19 protein-coding genes and 1 other annotated feature are annotated in these 20,015 nt (G+C 42.3%); all 19 genes read left to right on the plus strand.

Annotated elements, in window-relative coordinates:
- Positions 1–3: 3 nt before the first annotated feature.
- Complete coding sequence (locus tag GRQ40_RS00605) at positions 4–411, plus strand: Mini-ribonuclease 3 (RefSeq protein ID WP_231734667.1); 408 nt, start codon at positions 4–6, stop codon at positions 409–411.
- 19 nt (positions 412–430) lie between these two features.
- Positions 431–1,168, plus strand: a complete 738-nt coding sequence (rlmB, locus tag GRQ40_RS00610; RefSeq protein ID WP_066150202.1) for a 23S rRNA (guanosine(2251)-2'-O)-methyltransferase RlmB — start codon at positions 431–433, stop codon at positions 1,166–1,168.
- A 4-nt stretch (positions 1,169–1,172) separates the two neighbouring features.
- The gene (locus GRQ40_RS00615; protein ID WP_066150205.1) at positions 1,173–1,682 is read left to right on the plus strand and encodes an NYN domain-containing protein; all 510 of its coding nucleotides are present in this window, start codon (positions 1,173–1,175) and stop codon (positions 1,680–1,682) included.
- A 68-nt stretch (positions 1,683–1,750) separates the two neighbouring features.
- Positions 1,751–2,401 (plus strand): RNA polymerase sporulation sigma factor SigH, encoded by a 651-nt coding sequence (gene sigH, locus GRQ40_RS00620; RefSeq protein ID WP_066150211.1) that lies wholly within the window; start codon positions 1,751–1,753, stop codon positions 2,399–2,401.
- Between the two features lie 107 nt (positions 2,402–2,508).
- Positions 2,509–2,658 (plus strand): 50S ribosomal protein L33, encoded by a 150-nt coding sequence (rpmG, locus tag GRQ40_RS00625; RefSeq protein WP_080862215.1) that lies wholly within the window; start codon positions 2,509–2,511, stop codon positions 2,656–2,658.
- Between the two features lie 59 nt (positions 2,659–2,717).
- Positions 2,718–2,900, plus strand: coding sequence for a preprotein translocase subunit SecE (gene secE, locus GRQ40_RS00630; RefSeq protein WP_044744077.1), 183 nt, complete (start codon positions 2,718–2,720; stop codon positions 2,898–2,900).
- Between the two features lie 128 nt (positions 2,901–3,028).
- Positions 3,029–3,562, plus strand: coding sequence for a transcription termination/antitermination protein NusG (gene nusG / locus GRQ40_RS00635; protein ID WP_044744076.1), 534 nt, complete (start codon positions 3,029–3,031; stop codon positions 3,560–3,562).
- A gap of 269 nt (positions 3,563–3,831) precedes the next feature.
- Positions 3,832–4,257, plus strand: a complete 426-nt coding sequence (rplK, locus tag GRQ40_RS00640; protein WP_027410223.1) for a 50S ribosomal protein L11 — start codon at positions 3,832–3,834, stop codon at positions 4,255–4,257.
- Between the two features lie 111 nt (positions 4,258–4,368).
- Entirely contained in the window at positions 4,369–5,070 is a 702-nt protein-coding gene (rplA, locus tag GRQ40_RS00645; RefSeq protein WP_066150214.1) for a 50S ribosomal protein L1, read from the plus strand.
- 50 nt (positions 5,071–5,120) lie between these two features.
- Positions 5,121–5,270, plus strand: a sequence feature (ribosomal protein L10 leader region).
- Between the two features lie 42 nt (positions 5,271–5,312).
- A complete protein-coding gene (gene rplJ / locus GRQ40_RS00650) occupies positions 5,313–5,813 on the plus strand; it encodes a 50S ribosomal protein L10 (protein WP_044744074.1) in 501 nt (166 codons plus the stop codon).
- A gap of 68 nt (positions 5,814–5,881) precedes the next feature.
- Entirely contained in the window at positions 5,882–6,250 is a 369-nt protein-coding gene (gene rplL / locus GRQ40_RS00655; protein ID WP_044744073.1) for a 50S ribosomal protein L7/L12, read from the plus strand.
- A gap of 323 nt (positions 6,251–6,573) precedes the next feature.
- On the plus strand, positions 6,574–7,176 hold the full coding sequence (locus tag GRQ40_RS00660) for a class I SAM-dependent methyltransferase (protein WP_044744072.1): 603 nt from the start codon (positions 6,574–6,576) through the stop codon (positions 7,174–7,176).
- A 246-nt stretch (positions 7,177–7,422) separates the two neighbouring features.
- Positions 7,423–10,986, plus strand: a complete 3,564-nt coding sequence (rpoB, locus tag GRQ40_RS00665; RefSeq protein WP_044744071.1) for a DNA-directed RNA polymerase subunit beta — start codon at positions 7,423–7,425, stop codon at positions 10,984–10,986.
- Between the two features lie 52 nt (positions 10,987–11,038).
- Positions 11,039–14,635: a DNA-directed RNA polymerase subunit beta' gene (gene rpoC / locus GRQ40_RS00670; protein WP_159719168.1), complete on the plus strand. Its 3,597-nt coding sequence runs from the start codon at positions 11,039–11,041 to the stop codon at positions 14,633–14,635.
- Between the two features lie 136 nt (positions 14,636–14,771).
- Positions 14,772–15,020 carry a 50S ribosomal protein L7ae-like protein gene (locus GRQ40_RS00675; RefSeq protein ID WP_159719169.1) on the plus strand — a complete coding sequence of 83 codons (249 nt, stop codon included), beginning with the start codon at positions 14,772–14,774 and terminating at the stop codon, positions 15,018–15,020.
- A 102-nt stretch (positions 15,021–15,122) separates the two neighbouring features.
- Entirely contained in the window at positions 15,123–15,545 is a 423-nt protein-coding gene (rpsL, locus tag GRQ40_RS00680; protein WP_080862218.1) for a 30S ribosomal protein S12, read from the plus strand.
- 53 nt (positions 15,546–15,598) lie between these two features.
- Positions 15,599–16,069: a 30S ribosomal protein S7 gene (gene rpsG, locus GRQ40_RS00685; protein ID WP_044744067.1), complete on the plus strand. Its 471-nt coding sequence runs from the start codon at positions 15,599–15,601 to the stop codon at positions 16,067–16,069.
- A 163-nt stretch (positions 16,070–16,232) separates the two neighbouring features.
- On the plus strand, positions 16,233–18,311 hold the full coding sequence (fusA, locus tag GRQ40_RS00690) for an elongation factor G (RefSeq protein ID WP_159719170.1): 2,079 nt from the start codon (positions 16,233–16,235) through the stop codon (positions 18,309–18,311).
- 134 nt (positions 18,312–18,445) lie between these two features.
- Positions 18,446–19,633 carry an elongation factor Tu gene (gene tuf / locus GRQ40_RS00695; RefSeq protein WP_066150224.1) on the plus strand — a complete coding sequence of 396 codons (1,188 nt, stop codon included), beginning with the start codon at positions 18,446–18,448 and terminating at the stop codon, positions 19,631–19,633.
- Positions 19,634–20,015: the final 382 nt, after the last annotated feature.

The following is a 20,015-nucleotide window of genomic DNA, read 5'->3' on the forward strand; positions in this document are numbered from 1 at the left end:
AGTGTGAAAGACTTTTTTGTAGATATAAAAGATGTAAAACAGCTTAATGGTTTAGCTCTTGCTTATATCGGTGATGCTGTCTACGAATTGTATGTGCGGCATCGCCTCCTTGCCAAAGGAAGCGTTAAGCCAAATCAATTACACAAGCAAGCCATCCGGTATGTTTCTGCCAAGGCGCAGGCAAAAGTGGTATTGGCGTTACTAGAACAAGCGATCTTAACGGAGGAAGAGCAAGCGGTCTTGCGCAGAGGGAGAAATGCTAAATCAGCTACAATTCCTAAAAATACCGATGTTCAAACGTATCGATACAGTACAGCCTTTGAAGCGTTGATTGGGTATCATTTCTTAGGAAATAATGAGGAAAGACTGAAAGAGCTCATCCGTTATTCATTTGATATTACTGAAGGCTAAGAAAGGAAGACGTAAAGAAATGGACCTTATTATCGGAAAAAATCCTGTATTAGAAGCGTTAAAGTCGGAACGGGAAGTAAATAAAATTTGGGTTGCCGAAGGGGCGCAGCGGGGAGCGATGCAATCGGTCATTGAGCTGGCTAAGCAGCAAAAAGTGATTGTGCAATATGTTCCGAAAAAAAAGCTGGATCAGATGGTTGATGGAAATCACCAAGGAGTTATTGCTCAAGTAGCTGCTTACCAATATTATGATATCGATGAATTATTTTACCGTGCGGCAGAAAAAAATGAACCTCCTTTCTTCTTGATGCTTGATGAGCTGGAAGACCCTCATAATTTAGGCTCTATTATGCGCACAGCCGATGCGGTCGGAGCACATGGCATTATTATCCCGAAGCGTCGTTCAGTTGGCTTAACCTCAACAGTGGCCAAAGCTTCCACAGGAGCGATTGAACATATTCCAGTTGCCCGTGTGACGAATTTAGCAAGAACGATTGATGAGCTAAAAGAACGGGGAATTTGGATTGTCGGCACGGATGCCAAAGCACAAGACGATTATCGCCAGCTGGATGGAACAATGCCTTTAGCCCTCGTAATTGGAAGTGAAGGGAAAGGAATTGGGAGGTTGATTTTGGAAAAATGTGACTTTTTAATTCGCCTTCCGATGAAGGGGAAGGTGACATCGCTAAACGCTTCAGTGGCAGCCAGTTTATTAATGTATGAGGTGTACCGTAAACGATATCCTTTAGGAGAATAACTCTATGGATATTCTCATTGTGGATGGCTACAACGTGATTGGTGCTTGGCCTGAGCTTCGCAAATTAAAAGAGCATGATCTTGCTTCAGCAAGAGATGTATTAATTTCTAAAATGGCTGAGTACCAAGGATTTACTGGATATAAAGTGATCATTGTTTTTGATGCACACCTCGTACAAGGCGTTGAGAAAAAATATACCAATTATCAAGTAGATGTTATTTTTACAAAAGAGAATGAAACAGCAGATGAGCGAATTGAAAAGCTTGCAAAGCAGCTAATTAATATTCGGACAAAAGTATATGTAGCGACCTCTGATTACACAGAACAATGGGCGATTTTTGGACAAGGTGCTTTGCGAAAGTCGGCTCGTGAGCTTTTGACCGAAATGGAATCAATTGAACAAGGAATTTCTAAAAAAGTAAAAGCCATTCACGAACAAAAACCAGTCTCAAAAATTCCTTTAACAGATGAAGTGGCAAGAATTTTCGAAAGATGGCGAAGAGGCGAAAAATGAGAGGTTGACGCTGTAAAATTTTGTACTGTATAATAATTTTATCGATTTGTGCGGTCGGAGGGATCGGCGTGGGCGAAGGCTTCAAAAGCAAAGATGAGAAAAAGTTGGAACAGTTTGAGGATGAAGTATTAGTCGAACGGGTGCACCAAGGAGACAGCGATGCCTTGGACTTTTTGATTCATAAGTATCAAAACTTTGTCCGAGCGAAAGCGCGTTCTTATTTTTTAGTTGGAGCAGATAAAGAGGACATTATTCAGGAGGGAATGATTGGCCTATATAAAGCGATTCGGGATTTTAAAGAGGACAAGCTTACTTCTTTTAAAGCCTTTGCGGAATTATGCATTACTCGGCAAATGATTACCGCAATCAAAACGGCCACAAGGCAAAAGCACATTCCGCTCAACTCATATGTTTCGCTTGATAAGCCTATTTATGATGATGAATCCGATCGAACACTGATGGATGTTATTTCCGGAACAAAAGCAACGGATCCAGAAGAGTTGATTATTAATCGTGAAGAAGTCGATGATATTGAAATTAAAATGGCCGAGCTTTTAAGTGACTTAGAGAGAAAGGTGCTTGTTCTATATTTAGATGGGCGGTCATATCAAGAAATTTCTGAAGAGCTTAACCGCCATGTTAAATCGATTGATAACGCTTTACAAAGAGTGAAGCGAAAGTTGGAAAGATATTTGGAATATCGCGAAATCAGTCTATAAATGAAAAGGGCATGCTGGGCAACAGGCTAAAGCACTATTTGTCATTGACATAAGAAAGATGGATATGTTAAATTTTTAAAGACATCTCGTAGAACGGTGGGAGGCATATGCGTAAAAAGGTGATATTAGCCTGCAGTCAATGCAATACCCGTAATTATTCAACGATGAAAAATACCGCAAATACTCAAGAGCGTCTAGATATCAAAAAGTTTTGCAAAACTTGCAATGAACATACAATTCACCGGGAAACGAAATAAGTTTTACGATCATGCCAATGACTGGCAAAGCAGCTCTAAGTTGTTGGAGGTTATTAATCATGCAACGTATTATCAATTTTTTTAATGAAGTCGCACGTGAGATGAAAAAAGTCAGTTGGCCGAAAAGAAAAGAGTTAGTCAATTATACCATTACCGTGTTAGCCACTGTTGCTTTCATGACCATTTTTTTTGCGGTTGTGGATCTAGGGATTTCTTCTTTAATTCGTTTTGTGCTTGAATAACTGGCGCTTTGTTATGGTATAATAAAAGATAATAAGGTAGAAATAAAAGGCCCGGAAACGGGTTTTTGTTTTGCTTATAAAACTTAATTGCTGTTTAAGGGGAGGGAAGGACGTTTAAGTCCCAGCCAATGGAGAAAAACTGGTATGTTATCCATACATATTCAGGCTATGAAAATAAAGTGAAGGCCAATCTGGAAAAACGTTTAGAATCGATGGGGATGCAGGATAAAATTTTTCGCGTTGTCGTTCCTGAAGAAGAAGAAACAGATATGAAAAACGGAAAGAAAAAAGTAACAAAGCGGAAGGTATTCCCTGGATATGTGTTGGTTGAAATGATTATGACGGATGACTCTTGGTATGTAGTGCGCAATACACCAGGAGTTACTGGATTTGTCGGATCAAGCGGAGCAGGATCAAAGCCAACCCCTCTTCTTGAAGAAGAGGTTCACTTAATTTTAAAACGTATGGGCGTGCCGCTTAATGAGCTTGATTTTGATTATGAGCTAAAAGAAACGGTACAGGTTAAGGAAGGGCCTTTTGCTAATTTCACAGGAACGATTGAAGAAATTGATATGGATCGGCGGAAGGTTAAAGTGCTTGTGAATATGTTTGGGCGTGAAACCCCAGTAGAGCTTGATTTTTCGCAAATTGAAAAAATATAATTGCTGAAACAACTTGCAATCAAAAAGGAAAAGTGATAATATTTTATAGTCAGTGTATCTCATGATACAAGCTGATCATATGAACTTTTTTATAATCAATGATAAATCAGTGGCATTTCCTATGCTTTAAGCATGATAGGAAATAGAAGGGCGAAAGGTTACGTCCTGCCTTACGAAAGAATAATGCAAATGCTGCATTATTCATAACCTTATATGAGTGGGAGGGAACGTCCCTAATACCACATCACGGACTTAAGGAGGTGTGTCTCGTGGCTAAAAAAGTAATCAAAGTTGTAAAGCTACAAATTCCTGCGGGTAAAGCGAATCCGGCACCACCAGTTGGTCCAGCTTTAGGTCAAGCTGGTGTAAACATTATGGGATTCTGTAAAGAATTCAATGCTCGTACAGCTGACCAAGCAGGTTTGATCATTCCTGTTGAAATTACGGTATACGAGGACCGTTCATTTACATTTATTACAAAAACTCCGCCTGCTGCTGTTTTGCTTAAAAAAGCGGCTGGCATTGAGTCAGGTTCTGGTGAGCCAAACCGTAATAAAGTAGCAACAATCAAGCGTGACAAAGTACGTGAGATTGCTGAAACAAAAATGCCAGATCTCAATGCTGCTAGCATTGAAGCAGCAATGCGTATGGTGGAAGGTACCGCACGCAGCATGGGAATTGTTATCGAAGACTAATCGTGTTATGGTATCTGGCTGCTGAAGGTTGCGAGTACAGAAATAATCTGTTTCGCAACCTTTATTCGTGGGAGGTTATTCCGCTAAAACCACAATAAGGAGGAAATTCAAATGGCTAAAAGAGGAAAAAAATATTTAGAAGCGGCGAAGCTTGTGGACCGCTATACAGCTTATTCTGTAACTGAAGCAATTGAATTAGTGAAGAAAACAAGCATTGCGAAATTTGATGCCACTGTAGAAGTTGCTTTCCGTTTAGGGGTTGACCCTAAAAAAGCGGATCAGCAAATTCGCGGGGCCGTTGTGTTGCCTCATGGAACAGGTAAAGTACAACGCGTGCTCGTATTTGCAAAAGGAGAAAAAGCAAAAGAAGCTGAAGCTGCGGGAGCAGATTATGTGGGCGATACAGAGTACATCAACAAAATCCAACAAGGATGGTTTGATTTTGACGTAATCGTAGCTACTCCTGACATGATGGGTGAAGTCGGTAAGCTAGGTCGTATCCTAGGACCTAAAGGATTAATGCCGAATCCAAAAACAGGAACAGTTACATTTGATGTAGCAAGAGCGGTAAAAGAAATCAAAGCTGGTAAAGTAGAGTACCGTGTTGATAAAGCTGGAAACATTCATGTGCCAATTGGCAAAATTTCGTTTGATAACGAAAAGCTAGTGGGCAACTTCACAACAATTTACGAAACAATTTTAAAAGTGAAGCCTGCTGCTGCTAAAGGCACGTATGTAAAAAATGTAACAGTAACTTCAACGATGGGACCTGGCATCAAAGTCGATCCTTCAACATTTGCTGTTGCAAAATAAGTGGCTGTTGACTTTCGGGCAGTCATTTAGTATCATAAAACTTGTCTGAAAAGAGAATATCATTTGTACCGTAGACAGTAGGTGCTCGGCATGAGCTTAACTTCCTACCGAGGTGTTTTGTTTATAGAAAGCAAAGTGCATCTTGTGGTGCTTTACAGTACCTCCATGTCTACGTGGCATGGAGGTTTTCTTATGAACGGTATAAGTGGTATTTCATCTTATCTTCTACAGGAGGTGTGAAAATGAGCAGCGCAATCGAACTCAAAAAACAAGTAGTCGCAGAAATCGCAGAGAAATTCCGCGCAAGCAAATCAACTATTATTGTAGACTATCGCGGTCTAAACGTAGCAGAAGTTACTGAACTTCGCAAACAGCTTCGCGAAGCTGGTATTGAGTTCAAAGTATACAAAAATACGTTAACTCGCCGTGCGCTTGCAGAAGTTGGTTTAGAAGGGTTAGATGAAGTACTTACTGGTCCAAATGCGATCGCGTTTAGTAACGAAGATGTAGTAGCTCCAGCCAAGCTTCTAAACGATTTTGCAAAAGCGCATGAAGCGTTGGAAATTAAAGCAGGAATTATTGAAGGCAACGTAGCTACAGTTGAAGAAGTGAAAGCACTTGCTAATCTTCCTTCTCGCGAAGGCTTGCTTTCTATGTTGCTTAGCGTTCTTCAAGCTCCTATCCGCAACTTCGCGCTTGTTACAAAAGCAGTTGCAGAGAAAAAAGAAGAACAAGGTGCTTAATCTTATAGTGGCTTAGCCCATTTGAAAAACAATGCTAAACATCTTGATATTAAGGGAGGAATATTACAATGACGAAAGAACAAATCATTGAAGCGGTTAAAAATATGACAGTTTTAGAATTAAACGATTTAGTAAAAGCAATTGAAGAAGAGTTCGGCGTAACTGCTGCTGCTCCTGTAGTAGTTGCTGGTGGCGGTGCTGCTGGTGGCGAAGCTGCTGCTGAAAAAACAGAATTCGATGTTATTCTTACAGATGGCGGCGCGCAAAAAATCAAAGTTATCAAAGTTGTGCGTGAACTTACTGGTCTTGGCTTAAAAGAAGCAAAAGACTTAGTTGACAACACTCCAAAGCCAGTTAAAGAAGGCGTTTCTAAAGAAGAAGCTGAAGAAATCAAAGCTAAACTTGAAGAAGCTGGCGCTAGCGTAGAAGTGAAGTAATTTCTCTTTTCTTTATGTGGAATGAAAAAGCCCGCTAATGATAGCGGGCTTTTTCATCTTTACAGCACTTATCGTATCAGTCAAATAAAATCGATTCACTTTGTTGTCCTTGTACGGCATCAATACAAAGATGAAATGGATGGTATGTGTAAAAAACTATGGTTGTCTGACCGTCGAAATCGGACGAAGCAGGATCATCACCTGCTCACTTGGGAATTAATGTGGAGGCATCCGGCTATATATCTATATACATGGATTTTACAGCATATTCTGCTATCAAGTATGGAGAGAATGGTAAAAAGCCAATGAAAGGATGAGAATCATTGAGTGAACATTACTACTCCAAAGCTCCGTCTTCTTCAAGTGATCCACATACATGGAGTTACACACTTAGAGGAAATGATTTGCTCTTTACAACTGATCAAGGTGTTTTTTCTAAGCGTGAGGTGGATTTTGGCTCACGATTGCTCATTGAAACGTTTGAAGAGCCGTTGATTCAAGGGGACTTTTTGGATGTCGGCTGCGGCTACGGTCCGATTGGTTTAGCTTTAGCAAAATCTTTCCCTGAGCGCAAGGTGGAGATGGTTGACATTAATGAACGAGCGATTGCGTTAGCCCGCCAAAATCAGCAGCAAAATCAAATTCATAATGCCATCATCTATGAAAGCAATTTGTTTCAAGAGATCGGAATGAAAAAGTTCGCTGCCATTTTAACGAATCCCCCAATTCGTGCGGGAAAGCAGATCGTTCATTCGATTTTTGCAGAAAGTGTGGATCATCTCCTTTCTGGTGGAGAATTATGGATTGTGATTCAGAAGAAGCAAGGGGCTCCTTCCGCTCTTGAAAAACTCCAATCACTATTTCCAGAAGTAGAAGTAATAACAAAGAAAAAAGGATATTATATCATAAAGGCAAAAAAATATTGACAGTTTTTTTTAGCTATGATAGCATTATAAAATGCCAAATGTGTAACCTTATGTAGCTATCTATAATTCATATGTATAATTTTATTTCTAATGGGGAAAATTATAAAATCAATAAATAGGTGAAAATGTGGTTTTCTTGTTATAGAAACCATTTTTCTTTTGTCTGATAGTAAGGCAAAAAATGCCTTCATCAGCAAGGCAGCCTTCTACTTTTTTATCAACGCTTGAATTTGAGGGGTGAATCAGTTGACAGGTCAACTAGTTCAATATGGACGACACCGCCAACGAAGAAGTTACGCGCGTATTAGTGAGGTATTGGAATTACCAAACCTTATCGAAATTCAGACCTCCTCTTACCAATGGTTTCTTGATGAAGGTCTGAGAGAAATGTTCAAAGAAATTTCGCCAATTGAGGATTTTTCCGGAAATCTATCTCTTGAATTTATCGACTATAGCCTAGGAGAGCCGAAATACTCAGTCGAAGAGTCGAAAGAACGCGATGTTACATATGCGGCACCTCTTCGCGTAAAAGTGCGCCTGATTAATAAAGAAACAGGCGAAGTAAAAGAGCAAGATGTTTTCATGGGCGATTTCCCTCTAATGACAGAGACGGGAACGTTTATTATTAACGGTGCCGAACGGGTCATTGTTTCGCAGCTTGTACGTTCTCCAAGCGTATATTATAGCGGAAAAGTAGATAAAAACGGCAAACGCGGATTCTCAGCCACTGTTATCCCAAACCGAGGCGCATGGCTGGAGTATGAAACAGATGCAAAGGACGTTGTCTATGTTCGCATTGACCGTACTCGTAAACTGCCTGTCACCGTGCTTTTGCGTGCTCTTGGATTTGGATCCGATCAAGAGATTATCGATTTAATCGGTGAAAACGAGTATATTCGTAATACGCTTGAAAAAGATAATACAGAAAATACGGAGAAAGCGTTACTAGAAATTTACGAGCGCTTACGTCCTGGCGAGCCGCCGACAGTAGAAAACGCGAAAAGCTTGCTTATTTCTCGTTTTTTTGATCCAAAACGCTATGATTTAGCGAGCGTCGGCCGCTATAAAATTAACAAAAAACTTCATATCAAAAATAGACTTTTCAATCAACGGCTTGCTGAAACGCTCGTTCATCCGGAGACTGGTGAAATTATCGCTGAAAAAGGAACGATGATTGATCGCAGAACGCTTGATCGAATTCTACCTTATCTCGAAAACGGGATCGGCTTCCGGACATATAAGCCATTCGGTGGTGTAGTAGATGAGGAGTTTACGCTTCAGTCCATTAAAATTTATGCACCGAATGATCCTGATGGTGAGCAAGTCATTAATGTCATTGGCAACGGATACATTGCTGAAGATGTCAAACACATTACGCCAAGCGATATTATTGCGTCCATTAGCTATTTCTTCAACCTTCTCCATGGAGTAGGTGACACGGATGATATCGATCATTTAGGAAACCGGCGCCTTCGTTCTGTAGGAGAGCTGTTGCAAAACCAATTCCGTATCGGTTTATCGCGCATGGAACGGGTAGTTCGCGAGCGCATGTCGATTCAGGACACAAATACGATCACACCTCAACAGCTTATTAATATTCGTCCAGTGATTGCTGCTATTAAGGAATTCTTTGGCAGCTCACAGCTTTCACAATTTATGGATCAAACCAATCCGCTTGCTGAGCTGACTCATAAGCGCCGTTTATCCGCATTAGGACCAGGCGGTTTAACTCGCGAACGTGCGGGTATGGAAGTGCGTGACGTACACTATTCTCACTATGGACGCATGTGTCCGATTGAAACACCTGAGGGGCCAAACATCGGTTTAATTAACTCTTTATCTACGTATGCCAAAGTTAATAAATTTGGATTCATTGAAACACCTTATCGCCGTGTTGACCCTGAAACAGGAAAAATCACGGACCGCATCGACTATTTAACGGCTGACGAAGAAGATAACTATGTGGTAGCGCAGGCAAATGCCAGAATTGCTGAGGATGGAACATTCCTAGATGAAGATATTGTAGCGCGCTTCCGTGGTGAAAACATTGTCGTTAAACGCGATCGCGTCGACTATATGGACGTATCGCCGAAACAGGTCGTATCAGCGGCGACTGCGTGTATTCCATTCTTAGAAAATGACGATTCCAACCGGGCGTTGATGGGAGCAAACATGCAACGCCAAGCGGTGCCGTTATTGCAGCCGGAAGCACCAATTGTTGGTACAGGAATGGAATATGTATCAGCTAAAGATTCAGGTGCTGCTGTTATTTGTAAGCATCGTGGAATTGTTGAGCGGGTGGAAGCAAAAGAAATTTGGGTTCGCCGTTTGGTGGAAGTTGACGGGAAAGAGATAAAAGGCGATCTGGACAAATATCGTCTGCTTAAATTTGTTCGTTCCAACCAAGGAACATGCTATAATCAACGCCCAATTGTGAAAAAAGGAGATATTGTTGAAAAAGGAGAAATTCTCGCAGACGGACCATCAATGGAAAAAGGTGAACTGGCGCTCGGTCGCAACGTATTAGTTGCCTTTATGACATGGGATGGTTATAACTACGAAGACGCGATCATTATGAGCGAACGTCTTGTAAAAGAAGATGTATATACGTCTGTTCACATTGAAGAATATGAATCAGAATCTCGTGACACAAAATTGGGACCAGAGGAAATCACCCGCGATATTCCAAACGTTGGAGAAGACGCGTTGCGCAATCTAGATGAGCGCGGCATTGTGCGAATTGGCGCAGAAGTAAAAGACGGAGATTTGCTAGTAGGGAAGGTCACACCAAAAGGGGTGACAGAGCTGACAGCGGAAGAACGTCTGCTTCATGCTATCTTCGGAGAAAAAGCGCGTGAAGTGCGCGACACCTCGCTTCGTGTACCACACGGTGGCGGCGGGATCGTACTGGATGTCAAAGTCTTTAACCGAGAAGATGGGGATGAACTTCCTCCCGGCGTGAACCAGCTTGTGCGTGTATACATTGTTCAAAAACGGAAAATCTCTGCTGGAGATAAAATGGCTGGTCGTCACGGAAACAAAGGGGTTATTTCAAGAATTCTTCCGGAAGAAGATATGCCATTTTTACCAGATGGAACACCGGTGGATATCATGTTAAACCCATTGGGCGTTCCTTCACGCATGAACATTGGTCAGGTGCTTGAATTGCATTTGGGAATGGCTGCGAGAAAGCTTGGCCTTCATGTTGCTTCACCAGTATTCGATGGAGCTCGCGAAGAAGACGTTTGGGCCATTTTGGAGGAAGCTGGAATGGCACGTGATGCCAAAACGGTGCTTTATGATGGAAGAACTGGTGAGCCGTTCGATAATCGTGTCTCTGTCGGAATCATGTACATGATTAAACTTGCGCACATGGTTGACGATAAGCTCCATGCTCGTTCTACAGGTCCATACTCGCTTGTCACGCAACAGCCGCTTGGCGGTAAAGCTCAATTTGGCGGCCAGCGTTTTGGTGAGATGGAGGTTTGGGCTCTTGAGGCTTATGGTGCGGCATATACGCTACAAGAAATTTTGACTGTGAAGTCGGACGATGTAGTGGGTCGCGTAAAAACTTACGAAGCCATTGTCAAAGGTGAAAATGTTCCAGAACCAGGCGTTCCGGAATCATTTAAAGTTTTAATCAAAGAGCTTCAAAGCTTAGGAATGGATGTGACGATCCTTTCAAGTGACGAGAAAGAAATCAACATGGAAAACTTTGACGAAGATGATGATGTCCAACCAGCAGAAGCCATTGCCGTTGGAATAGAAGTGGAAAAAGAAGAAGAAAAAGATGCAGTGACAAAGGAATAAACCGATAAGGCAAAAAGGGTAAAACCTGGAGATTGAGAGGGAGGTAGGCCCCTTGCTAGATGTAAATAACTTTGAGTATATGAAAATCGGACTCGCTTCGCCGGAAAAAATTCGCTCTTGGTCCTATGGCGAAGTGAAAAAACCAGAAACGATTAACTATCGTACACTCAAGCCTGAAAAAGACGGGTTGTTCTGCGAGCGCATTTTTGGACCAACGAAAGACTGGGAATGCCATTGTGGAAAATATAAGCGCGTACGTTATAAAGGTGTTGTTTGCGATCGTTGTGGTGTAGAAGTTACTCGAGCGAAAGTTCGCCGTGAGCGTATGGGCCATATTGAACTGGCTGCCCCTGTTTCGCATATATGGTATTTTAAAGGGATTCCGAGCCGCATGGGACTTGTCCTAGACATGTCCCCGCGAGCTTTGGAAGAGGTAATTTATTTTGCCTCATATGTTGTTACAGATCCCGGAGATACACCGCTTGAGAAAAAGCAGCTTCTTTCCGAGAAGGAGTATCGTGCCTATCGTGAAAAATACGGAAGCTCATTCCAAGCATCAATGGGAGCAGAAGCCATTAAAAAGCTTTTACAGGATATTGATCTTGAAAAAGAAGTAGAAACATTAAAAGAAGAGCTAAAAACAGCGCAAGGACAACGGCGCGCTCGGGCGATTAAACGCTTAGAAGTGTTGGAAGCCTTCCGTAATTCCGGAAATGATCCAGCATGGATGGTGCTTGACGTACTTCCGGTTATTCCGCCTGAATTGCGCCCAATGGTTCAATTAGACGGTGGCCGTTTTGCGACTTCAGACTTAAATGATTTATATCGTCGTGTCATTAACCGGAACAATCGCTTGAAGCGTTTATTAGATCTGGGTGCGCCAAGCATCATTGTGCAAAACGAAAAAAGGATGCTTCAAGAAGCGGTGGATGCGTTAATTGACAATGGACGCCGTGGCCGTCCGGTAACAGGGCCAGGGAACCGTCCGCTTAAATCTTTATCGCATATGCTAAAAGGTAAACAAGGGCGTTTCCGCCAAAACTTACTTGGTAAACGCGTGGACTATTCTGGCCGCTCTGTAATCGTCGTCGGCCCGAACTTAAAAATGTATCAATGCGGTTTGCCAAAAGAAATGGCGCTGGAGCTCTTCAAGCCATTTGTTATGAAAGAGCTGGTTGAGCGTGGTTTGGCTCATAATATTAAAAGCGCGAAACGGAAAATCGAGCGTGTGCACCCGGAAGTTTGGGATGTATTGGAGTCTGTCATTAAAGAACATCCAGTGCTTTTAAACCGTGCTCCAACTTTGCATAGACTTGGAATTCAAGCGTTTGAACCAACGCTTGTTGAAGGACGGGCAATTCGTCTGCATCCGCTTGTATGTACAGCCTATAATGCGGACTTTGACGGAGACCAAATGGCTGTACACGTTCCGTTATCAGCAGAAGCACAAGCGGAAGCGCGTTTGCTTATGCTGGCGGCCCAGAATATTTTGAATCCGAAAGATGGAAAACCAGTTGTTACTCCTTCACAGGATATGGTGTTAGGAAACTATTACTTGACGATGGAACGCGAGGGTGCGGTCGGTGAAGGAATGATCTTCAAAGATACAGATGAGGCGTTGCTCGCTTACCATAGCGGCTACGTGCATTTGCACACTCGAATTGCCATCCATGCGGGTTCGTTGAAAAATGAAACGTTCACAGAAGAGCAAAATCAGAAGTTGCTCATTACAACCGTCGGGAAGTTGATCTTTAACGAAATTCTGCCGAAGTCTTTCCCGTATATTAACGAGCCGACGCAGGAAAATATTGAAGAAAGAACGCCGGATAAATACTTCCTTGATAAAGGTGTAAACGTAAAAGAAGAAATCCGCAAGCGCGAGCTTGTGCCTCCATTTAAAAAGAAAATACTTGGTAATATTATTGCTGAAGTATTTAAACGGTTCAAAATCACGGAAACATCTAAAATGTTAGACCGGATGAAGGATCTTGGATTTAAGTATTCGACAAAAGCTGGTATCACTATTGGTGTAGCCGATATCGTCGTATTGCCGGAAAAGCAAGAAATCCTTCAAGAAGCGCAAACGAAAGTAGATACAGTGTTAAAGCAGTTTAGACGCGGTTTAATTACAGATGAAGAGCGTTATGAACGTGTCATTTCCGTGTGGAGCGCTGCGAAGGATAAAATTCAAAGCAAGCTGATGGAGTCCTTAGATAAGCGTAACCCGATCTTTATGATGAGTGATTCTGGAGCGCGTGGTAACGCCTCTAACTTTACACAGCTTGCAGGTATGCGCGGATTGATGGCGAACCCGGCGGGACGCATTATCGAATTGCCGATCAAATCATCCTTCCGTGAAGGTTTAACAGTATTGGAATACTTTATTTCCACACACGGTGCGCGTAAAGGACTTGCTGATACAGCATTAAAAACAGCGGATTCTGGTTATTTAACGCGCCGACTTGTCGACGTTGCCCAAGATGTCATTGTTCGTGAAGATGATTGCGGTACAGACCGTGGTATGCTTGTGAAATCACTAACTGATGGAACAGAAGTGATTGTGAAGCTAGAGGAGCGTCTAGTAGGACGCTATGCGCGGAAAACAGTGAAACATCCAGAAACAGGAGAAATTCTAGTAAAAGAGAACGAAATGATCACAGAGGATATTGCTAACGCTATTATTAAAGCCGGCATTGATCAAGTATGGATTCGTTCTGCTTTTACATGCAACACTCGCCATGGAGTATGTAAAAAATGTTATGGCCGCAACCTTGCTACTGGTGCAGAAGTAGAAGTAGGAGAAGCAGTTGGCATTATCGCTGCCCAATCCATCGGTGAACCTGGTACACAGCTAACGATGCGTACATTCCACACAGGTGGGGTAGCAGGAGACGATATCACACAAGGTTTGCCTCGGGTTCAGGAGCTATTTGAAGCGCGTAATCCGAAGGGGCAAGCGGTCATCTCTGAAATTGATGGTATCGTCGTTGCTATTAATGAAACGAGAGACCGTCAACAAGAAATCGTCGTAAAAGGCGAGGTTGAGACACGGACATATACAGCTCCATACAACGCAAGATTAAAAGTTCAAGAAGGAAAGCAAGTTGAGAGAGGTCAAGAGTTGACAGAAGGATCGATTGATCCGAAGGAGCTCCTCAAAGTAAAAGACATCACGGCTGTTCAAGAGTACTTATTGCGTGAAGTGCAAAAAGTATACCGGATGCAAGGGGTAGAAATTAGCGATAAGCATATTGAAGTGATGGTGCGTCAAATGCTTCGCAAAGTTCGAGTCATTGACGCTGGAGACACAGATGTACTCCCAGGTACCTTGCTTGATGTTCATCAATTTACAGATGCGAATATGCAGGTTCTGCTTGAAGGAAAACGTCCAGCTACGGCTCGCCCGGTGCTTCTTGGTATTACAAAAGCGTCACTCGAAACAGATTCGTTCTTATCCGCTGCTTCATTCCAAGAAACGACGCGTGTGTTAACGGATGCAGCTATCAAAGGTAAGCGCGATGAATTGCTGGGTTTAAAAGAAAATGTGATCATCGGTAAGCTTGTGCCAGCCGGAACGGGAATGGCGCGTTATCGAAAAATCAAGCCTGCGGTTAAACAGCATCAGGATGAACAAGTAACAACCAAGTAAATCATGATTTATGGAGTTACCGGCAGGTAAGACCTGCCGGTAACAAATTCATCAAATAAGAGTTGACAATGTCATGTAGAACATGTTAATGTAATAAAGGTGTTCCGAAAACCTGTTGCTTTGGAGGATATGGCATATGTCTTATGAAAAAGTATTACAGGCTCAACAAGTGTTAGTGGGAACAAAGCAAACAATGCGCGCCCTAAAAGAAGGAAGCGCACAGGAAGTAGTGGTTGCCGAGGATGCTGATCCAGCCATTACCACTAAAATTATGGAAGCAGCAAACAAGGCAGGCGTCCCTGTAACAAAGGTAGATTCAATGAAGAAGCTTGGAGAAGCGTGTAAAATCCAAGTAAGGGCAGCAGCTGTTGCGATTATTCGTTAAAACTGTTTTTGTGGATTTTCTACAAAAACTTTGTTTTTGCATAAATAATGAGCCACCTGGATGTGTGGACTTGAACTTATGTGTGAAGGGAGGATTTTTATTATGCCTACAATTAACCAATTAGTACGCAAAGGCCGTACGAAAAAAGTTGTGAAATCTAAATCCCCTGCTTTAAATAAAGGGTATAACAGCTTCAAAAAAATACAAACGAACGTTGCTTCTCCGCAAAAACGCGGTGTATGTACACGTGTAGGTACAATGACGCCGAAGAAGCCAAACTCAGCGCTTCGTAAATATGCCCGTGTGCGTTTATCAAACGGAATCGAGGTAACAGCATACATTCCGGGTATCGGCCACAACCTACAAGAGCACAGCGTTGTATTAATTCGCGGTGGCCGTGTTAAAGACTTGCCGGGTGTGCGCTATCACATCGTTCGCGGTGCATTAGATACTGCAGGTGTGGCTAACCGTATGCAAGGCCGTTCTAAATACGGTGCTAAGAAACCAAAAGCTGCTAAAAAATAATAGATGATGACAATTGAAAAAATAGGATTTTTTTCTTGAAAGGAGGAAAAACTATGCCACGTAAAGGTTCGGTTGCGAAAAGAGATGTATTACCAGATCCAATTTACAATTCGAAACTCGTAACACGCCTCATCAACAAAATCATGATTGATGGTAAAAAAGGAAAGGCGCAAAAAATTCTTTACACATCGTTCGATATTATTCGTGAACGCACTGGCAAAGATCCGATGGAAGTATTTGAACAAGCATTAAAAAATGTAATGCCTGTTCTTGAGGTGCGTGCACGTCGCGTTGGTGGTGCGAACTACCAAGTTCCAGTAGAGGTTCGTCCTGACCGCCGCACAACATTAGGTCTTCGTTGGTTAGTAAACTACGCTCGTCTTCGTGGTGAGAAAACGATGGAAGAGCGTTTAGCAAACGAAATTTTAGATGCTGCAAACAATACAGGAGCATCTGTGAAAAAACGCGAAGATACTCACAAAATGGCAGAGGCAAACAGAGCATTTGCTCACTATCGCTGGTAATCGTATTGCCTTAATGAAACGATGGATCTTTTATGTCCAATGAGGAAAATAGGTGAAGACGATCAGGTGTTGACCTTGTTCGTATACTCACCTATCTTCCTATATTTGCAACTATTTATTAAATTAAGATACTTAACTTATCAAGGAAGGAGAAAAAACCAAGATGGCAAGAGAGTTCTCCTTAGAAAACACTCGCAATATTGGTATCATGGCTCATATCGATGCCGGTAAAACGACAACAACGGAACGTATCCTTTTCTATACAGGTCGCGTTCATAAAATCGGTGAAGTGCATGAAGGCGCTGCTACGATGGACTGGATGGAACAAGAGCAAGAGCGCGGGATTACCATCACGTCTGCGGCGACAACAGCTCAATGGAAAGGTCATCGTATTAACATTATCGACACACCAGGACACGTAGATTTCACAGTGGAAGTTGAACGTTCTTTACGCGTTTTAGACGGAGCAGTAGCAGTACTTGATGCGCAATCTGGGGTAGAGCCTCAGACTGAAACGGTATGGCGTCAGGCGACTACATACGGTGTTCCTCGTATTGTATTCGTTAACAAAATGGACAAAATCGGCGCTGATTTCTTATATTCTGTTAAAACACTTCATGACCGTTTGCAAGCGAATGCTCATCCGGTCCAATTGCCGATTGGCGCTGAAGATCAATTCAATGGCATTATTGATCTTGTTGAAATGTGCGCTTATCATTACCACGATGAATTAGGTAAAAACATTGAGCGCATTGAAATTCCAGAAGATTACCGCGATGTAGCAGAAGAATATCGCGGGAAATTGATTGAAGCAGTAGCGGAGCTTGATGAAGAATTAATGATGAAATATTTAGAAGGAGAAGAGGTTACAACAGAGGAATTAAAGGCAGCAATCCGTAAAGCCACTATTTCTGTTGAATTCTTCCCAGTATTCTGCGGCTCTGCTTTCAAAAACAAAGGTGTTCAGTTAATGCTAGATGGAGTCGTAGATTACCTACCTGCTCCAGTGGACATCCCGCCAATTAAAGGGGTTGTTCCAGATACAGAAGAAGAGACAGTGCGTGAATCTCGCGATGATGCTCCATTTGCAGCATTAGCGTTTAAAATTATGACAGACCCTTACGTTGGTAAGTTGACGTTCTTCCGCGTATATTCTGGTGCATTAGATTCCGGTTCATACGTATTGAACTCGACAAAACGTAAACGTGAACGTATCGGTCGTATTCTACAAATGCATGCGAACCACCGCCAAGAAATTTCTACAGTATATGCGGGTGATATCGCTGCAGCAGTAGGTTTAAAAGATACAACGACTGGAGATACTCTGTGCGATGAAAAAGCTCCTGTTATTTTGGAATCGATGACATTCCCAGAGCCAGTTATTCAAATTGCGATTGAACCAAAATCAAAAGCAGACCAAGACAAAATGAGCACAGCGTTGCAAAAGCTTCAAGAAGAAGACCCAACATTCCGCGCGTGGACAGACCAAGAAACAGGTCAGACCATTATTGCGGGTATGGGTGAGCTTCACCTTGATATCATTGTTGACCGTATGCGTCGGGAGTTCAAAGTAGAAGCGAATGTAGGTGCTCCACAAGTTGCATACCGCGAAACATTCCGCAAGTCTGCTCAAGTAGAAGGTAAATTCGTACGTCAGTCTGGTGGTCGCGGTCAATACGGTCACGTTTGGATTGAATTTACGCCAAACGAAGAAGGAAAAGGCTTTGAATTTGAAAATGCGATTGTCGGTGGGGTTGTTCCAAGAGAGTATATCCCGGCAATTCAAGCGGGTCTTGAAGACGCAATGCAAAATGGTGTTCTCGCTGGATATCCAGTTGTTGATATCAAAGCGAAACTATTCGATGGTTCTTACCACGATGTAGACTCAAGTGAAATGGCATTCAAAATTGCTGCTTCTCTTGCATTGAAAAACGCAGCAACAAAATGTGACCCAGTATTACTTGAGCCAATTATGAAAGTAGAAGTTGTCATTCCAGAAGAATACCTTGGTGACATTATGGGTGACATCACTTCTCGCCGCGGACGCGTAGAAGGCATGGAGGCTCGCGGTAACGCGCAAGTGGTACACGCGATGGTTCCATTATCCGAAATGTTCGGATATGCAACTTCATTGCGTTCTAATACGCAAGGACGCGGAGTATTCTCCATGGTATTTGATCACTATGAAGAAGTTCCAAAGAGCATTGCTGAGGAAATCATCAAAAAAAATAAAGGCGAATAATTGATTTTCTAGCATTGTTCAAGTATAAATACTTATGTAAGACTTGGGAGCAGACATGCTTGCATGTTTGCTTCCAAGCATTCAATATACTTAAAAATTAAAATGAAAATTATTATTTAAGGAGGATATCTATAATGGCTAAAGCGAAATTTGAACGCTCTAAACCACACGTTAACATTGGTACAATTGGCCACGTTGACCATGGTAAAACAACTTTAACAGCTGCAATCACAACTGTTCTTGCGAAACAAGGTAAAGCAGAAGCTCGTGCATACGATCAAATCGACGCTGCTCCAGAAGAGCGTGAGCGCGGTATCACAATCTCAACTGCACACGTTGAGTACGAAACTGACAACCGCCACTATGCACACGTTGACTGCCCAGGACACGCTGACTACGTGAAAAACATGATCACTGGTGCGGCACAAATGGACGGCGCGATCCTTGTAGTATCTGCTGCTGACGGTCCAATGCCACAAACTCGTGAGCACATTCTTCTTTCTCGCCAAGTAGGCGTACCATACATCGTAGTATTCTTAAACAAATGCGATATGGTAGACGACGAGGAATTATTAGAACTTGTTGAAATGGAAGTTCGTGACCTATTGTCTGAATACGAATTCCCTGGCGATGAAATCCCAGTAATCAAAGGTTCTGCGTTAAAAGCTCTTGAAGGTGACGCTGAATGGGAAGCTAAAATCGTTGAGCTTATGAACGCTGTTGATGAGTATATCCCAACTCCACAACGCGACACTGATAAACCATTCATGATGCCAGTTGAGGACGTATTCTCTATCACTGGTCGTGGTACAGTTGCTACTGGTCGTGTTGAGCGCGGTATCTTAAAAGTTGGTGACGTTGTAGACATCATCGGTCTTGCTGATGAGCCAAAATCTACAACAGTTACTGGTGTAGAAATGTTCCGTAAGCTTCTTGACCAAGCAGAAGCTGGTGACAACATCGGTGCACTTCTTCGCGGTGTTGCTCGCGATGAAATCCAACGTGGTCAAGTACTTGCAAAACCAGGCACAATCACACCACACACAAAATTTAAAGCAGAAGTTTACGTATTATCTAAAGAAGAAGGTGGACGTCATACCCCATTCTTCTCTAACTACCGTCCACAATTCTACTTCCGTACAACTGACGTTACTGGTATCATCACTCTACCAGAAGGCGTAGAGATGGTTATGCCTGGCGACAACATCGAAATGACAGTAGAATTGATTGCACCTATCGCGATTGAAGAAGGTACAAAATTCTCTATTCGCGAAGGTGGACGTACAGTAGGCGCTGGCGTTGTATCTTCTATCATTGAATAATCATAGAAAGGGTTTGCTTCAAGCAAACCCTTTTTTATTGTTGAAAATCTATCTGGGCAGCGTTGTCTTCATTACTTGTCTATGACGGAAAGTTGCGTCGCCATCAAAAAGATGAAAATTGTGTTTTGCTATGTTTTGGTTCTCATAAATAATAAAAACTCGTGGTGCTAGATCTAATCGAATCACTTATTGTCTCCATGCTTGTATACATATGATGATATCTATTAAAACTCATGATCGTTTGACTGCAAAAGTAAATCATCATCCGCTCATATGAGAATCAAATCATGTCGATATGAAAGTATTTTCAACATAGACTCAAGAAATAGGGGCCTAAATCTCAATAATGAAATTCAGGCCAATAGGTTTATAAATGTCCCCA

The organism is Anoxybacillus sp. PDR2 (assembly GCF_009834045.1).
GTDB classification, from domain to species: Bacteria; Bacillota; Bacilli; order Bacillales; family Anoxybacillaceae; genus Anoxybacteroides; species Anoxybacteroides rupiense.

Bases quoted from the DNA above. Each gene is read 5' to 3' on its own strand.
- rlmB (WP_066150202.1), top strand. From the start codon at position 431: ATGGACCTTATTATCGGAAAAAATCCTGTATTAGAAGCGTTAAAGTCG.
- GRQ40_RS00615 (WP_066150205.1), top strand. From the start codon at position 1,173: ATGGATATTCTCATTGTGGATGGCTACAACGTGATTGGTGCTTGGCCT.
- rpmG (WP_080862215.1), top strand. From the start codon at position 2,509: ATGCGTAAAAAGGTGATATTAGCCTGCAGTCAATGCAATACCCGTAAT.
- secE (WP_044744077.1), top strand. From the start codon at position 2,718: ATGCAACGTATTATCAATTTTTTTAATGAAGTCGCACGTGAGATGAAA.
- nusG (WP_044744076.1), top strand. From the start codon at position 3,029: ATGGAGAAAAACTGGTATGTTATCCATACATATTCAGGCTATGAAAAT.
- rplA (WP_066150214.1), top strand. From the start codon at position 4,369: ATGGCTAAAAGAGGAAAAAAATATTTAGAAGCGGCGAAGCTTGTGGAC.
- rplJ (WP_044744074.1), top strand. From the start codon at position 5,313: ATGAGCAGCGCAATCGAACTCAAAAAACAAGTAGTCGCAGAAATCGCA.
- rplL (WP_044744073.1), top strand. From the start codon at position 5,882: ATGACGAAAGAACAAATCATTGAAGCGGTTAAAAATATGACAGTTTTA.
- GRQ40_RS00675 (WP_159719169.1), top strand. From the start codon at position 14,772: ATGTCTTATGAAAAAGTATTACAGGCTCAACAAGTGTTAGTGGGAACA.
- rpsL (WP_080862218.1), top strand. From the start codon at position 15,123: ATGCCTACAATTAACCAATTAGTACGCAAAGGCCGTACGAAAAAAGTT.
- rpsG (WP_044744067.1), top strand. From the start codon at position 15,599: ATGCCACGTAAAGGTTCGGTTGCGAAAAGAGATGTATTACCAGATCCA.
- fusA (WP_159719170.1), top strand. From the start codon at position 16,233: ATGGCAAGAGAGTTCTCCTTAGAAAACACTCGCAATATTGGTATCATG.
- tuf (WP_066150224.1), top strand. From the start codon at position 18,446: ATGGCTAAAGCGAAATTTGAACGCTCTAAACCACACGTTAACATTGGT.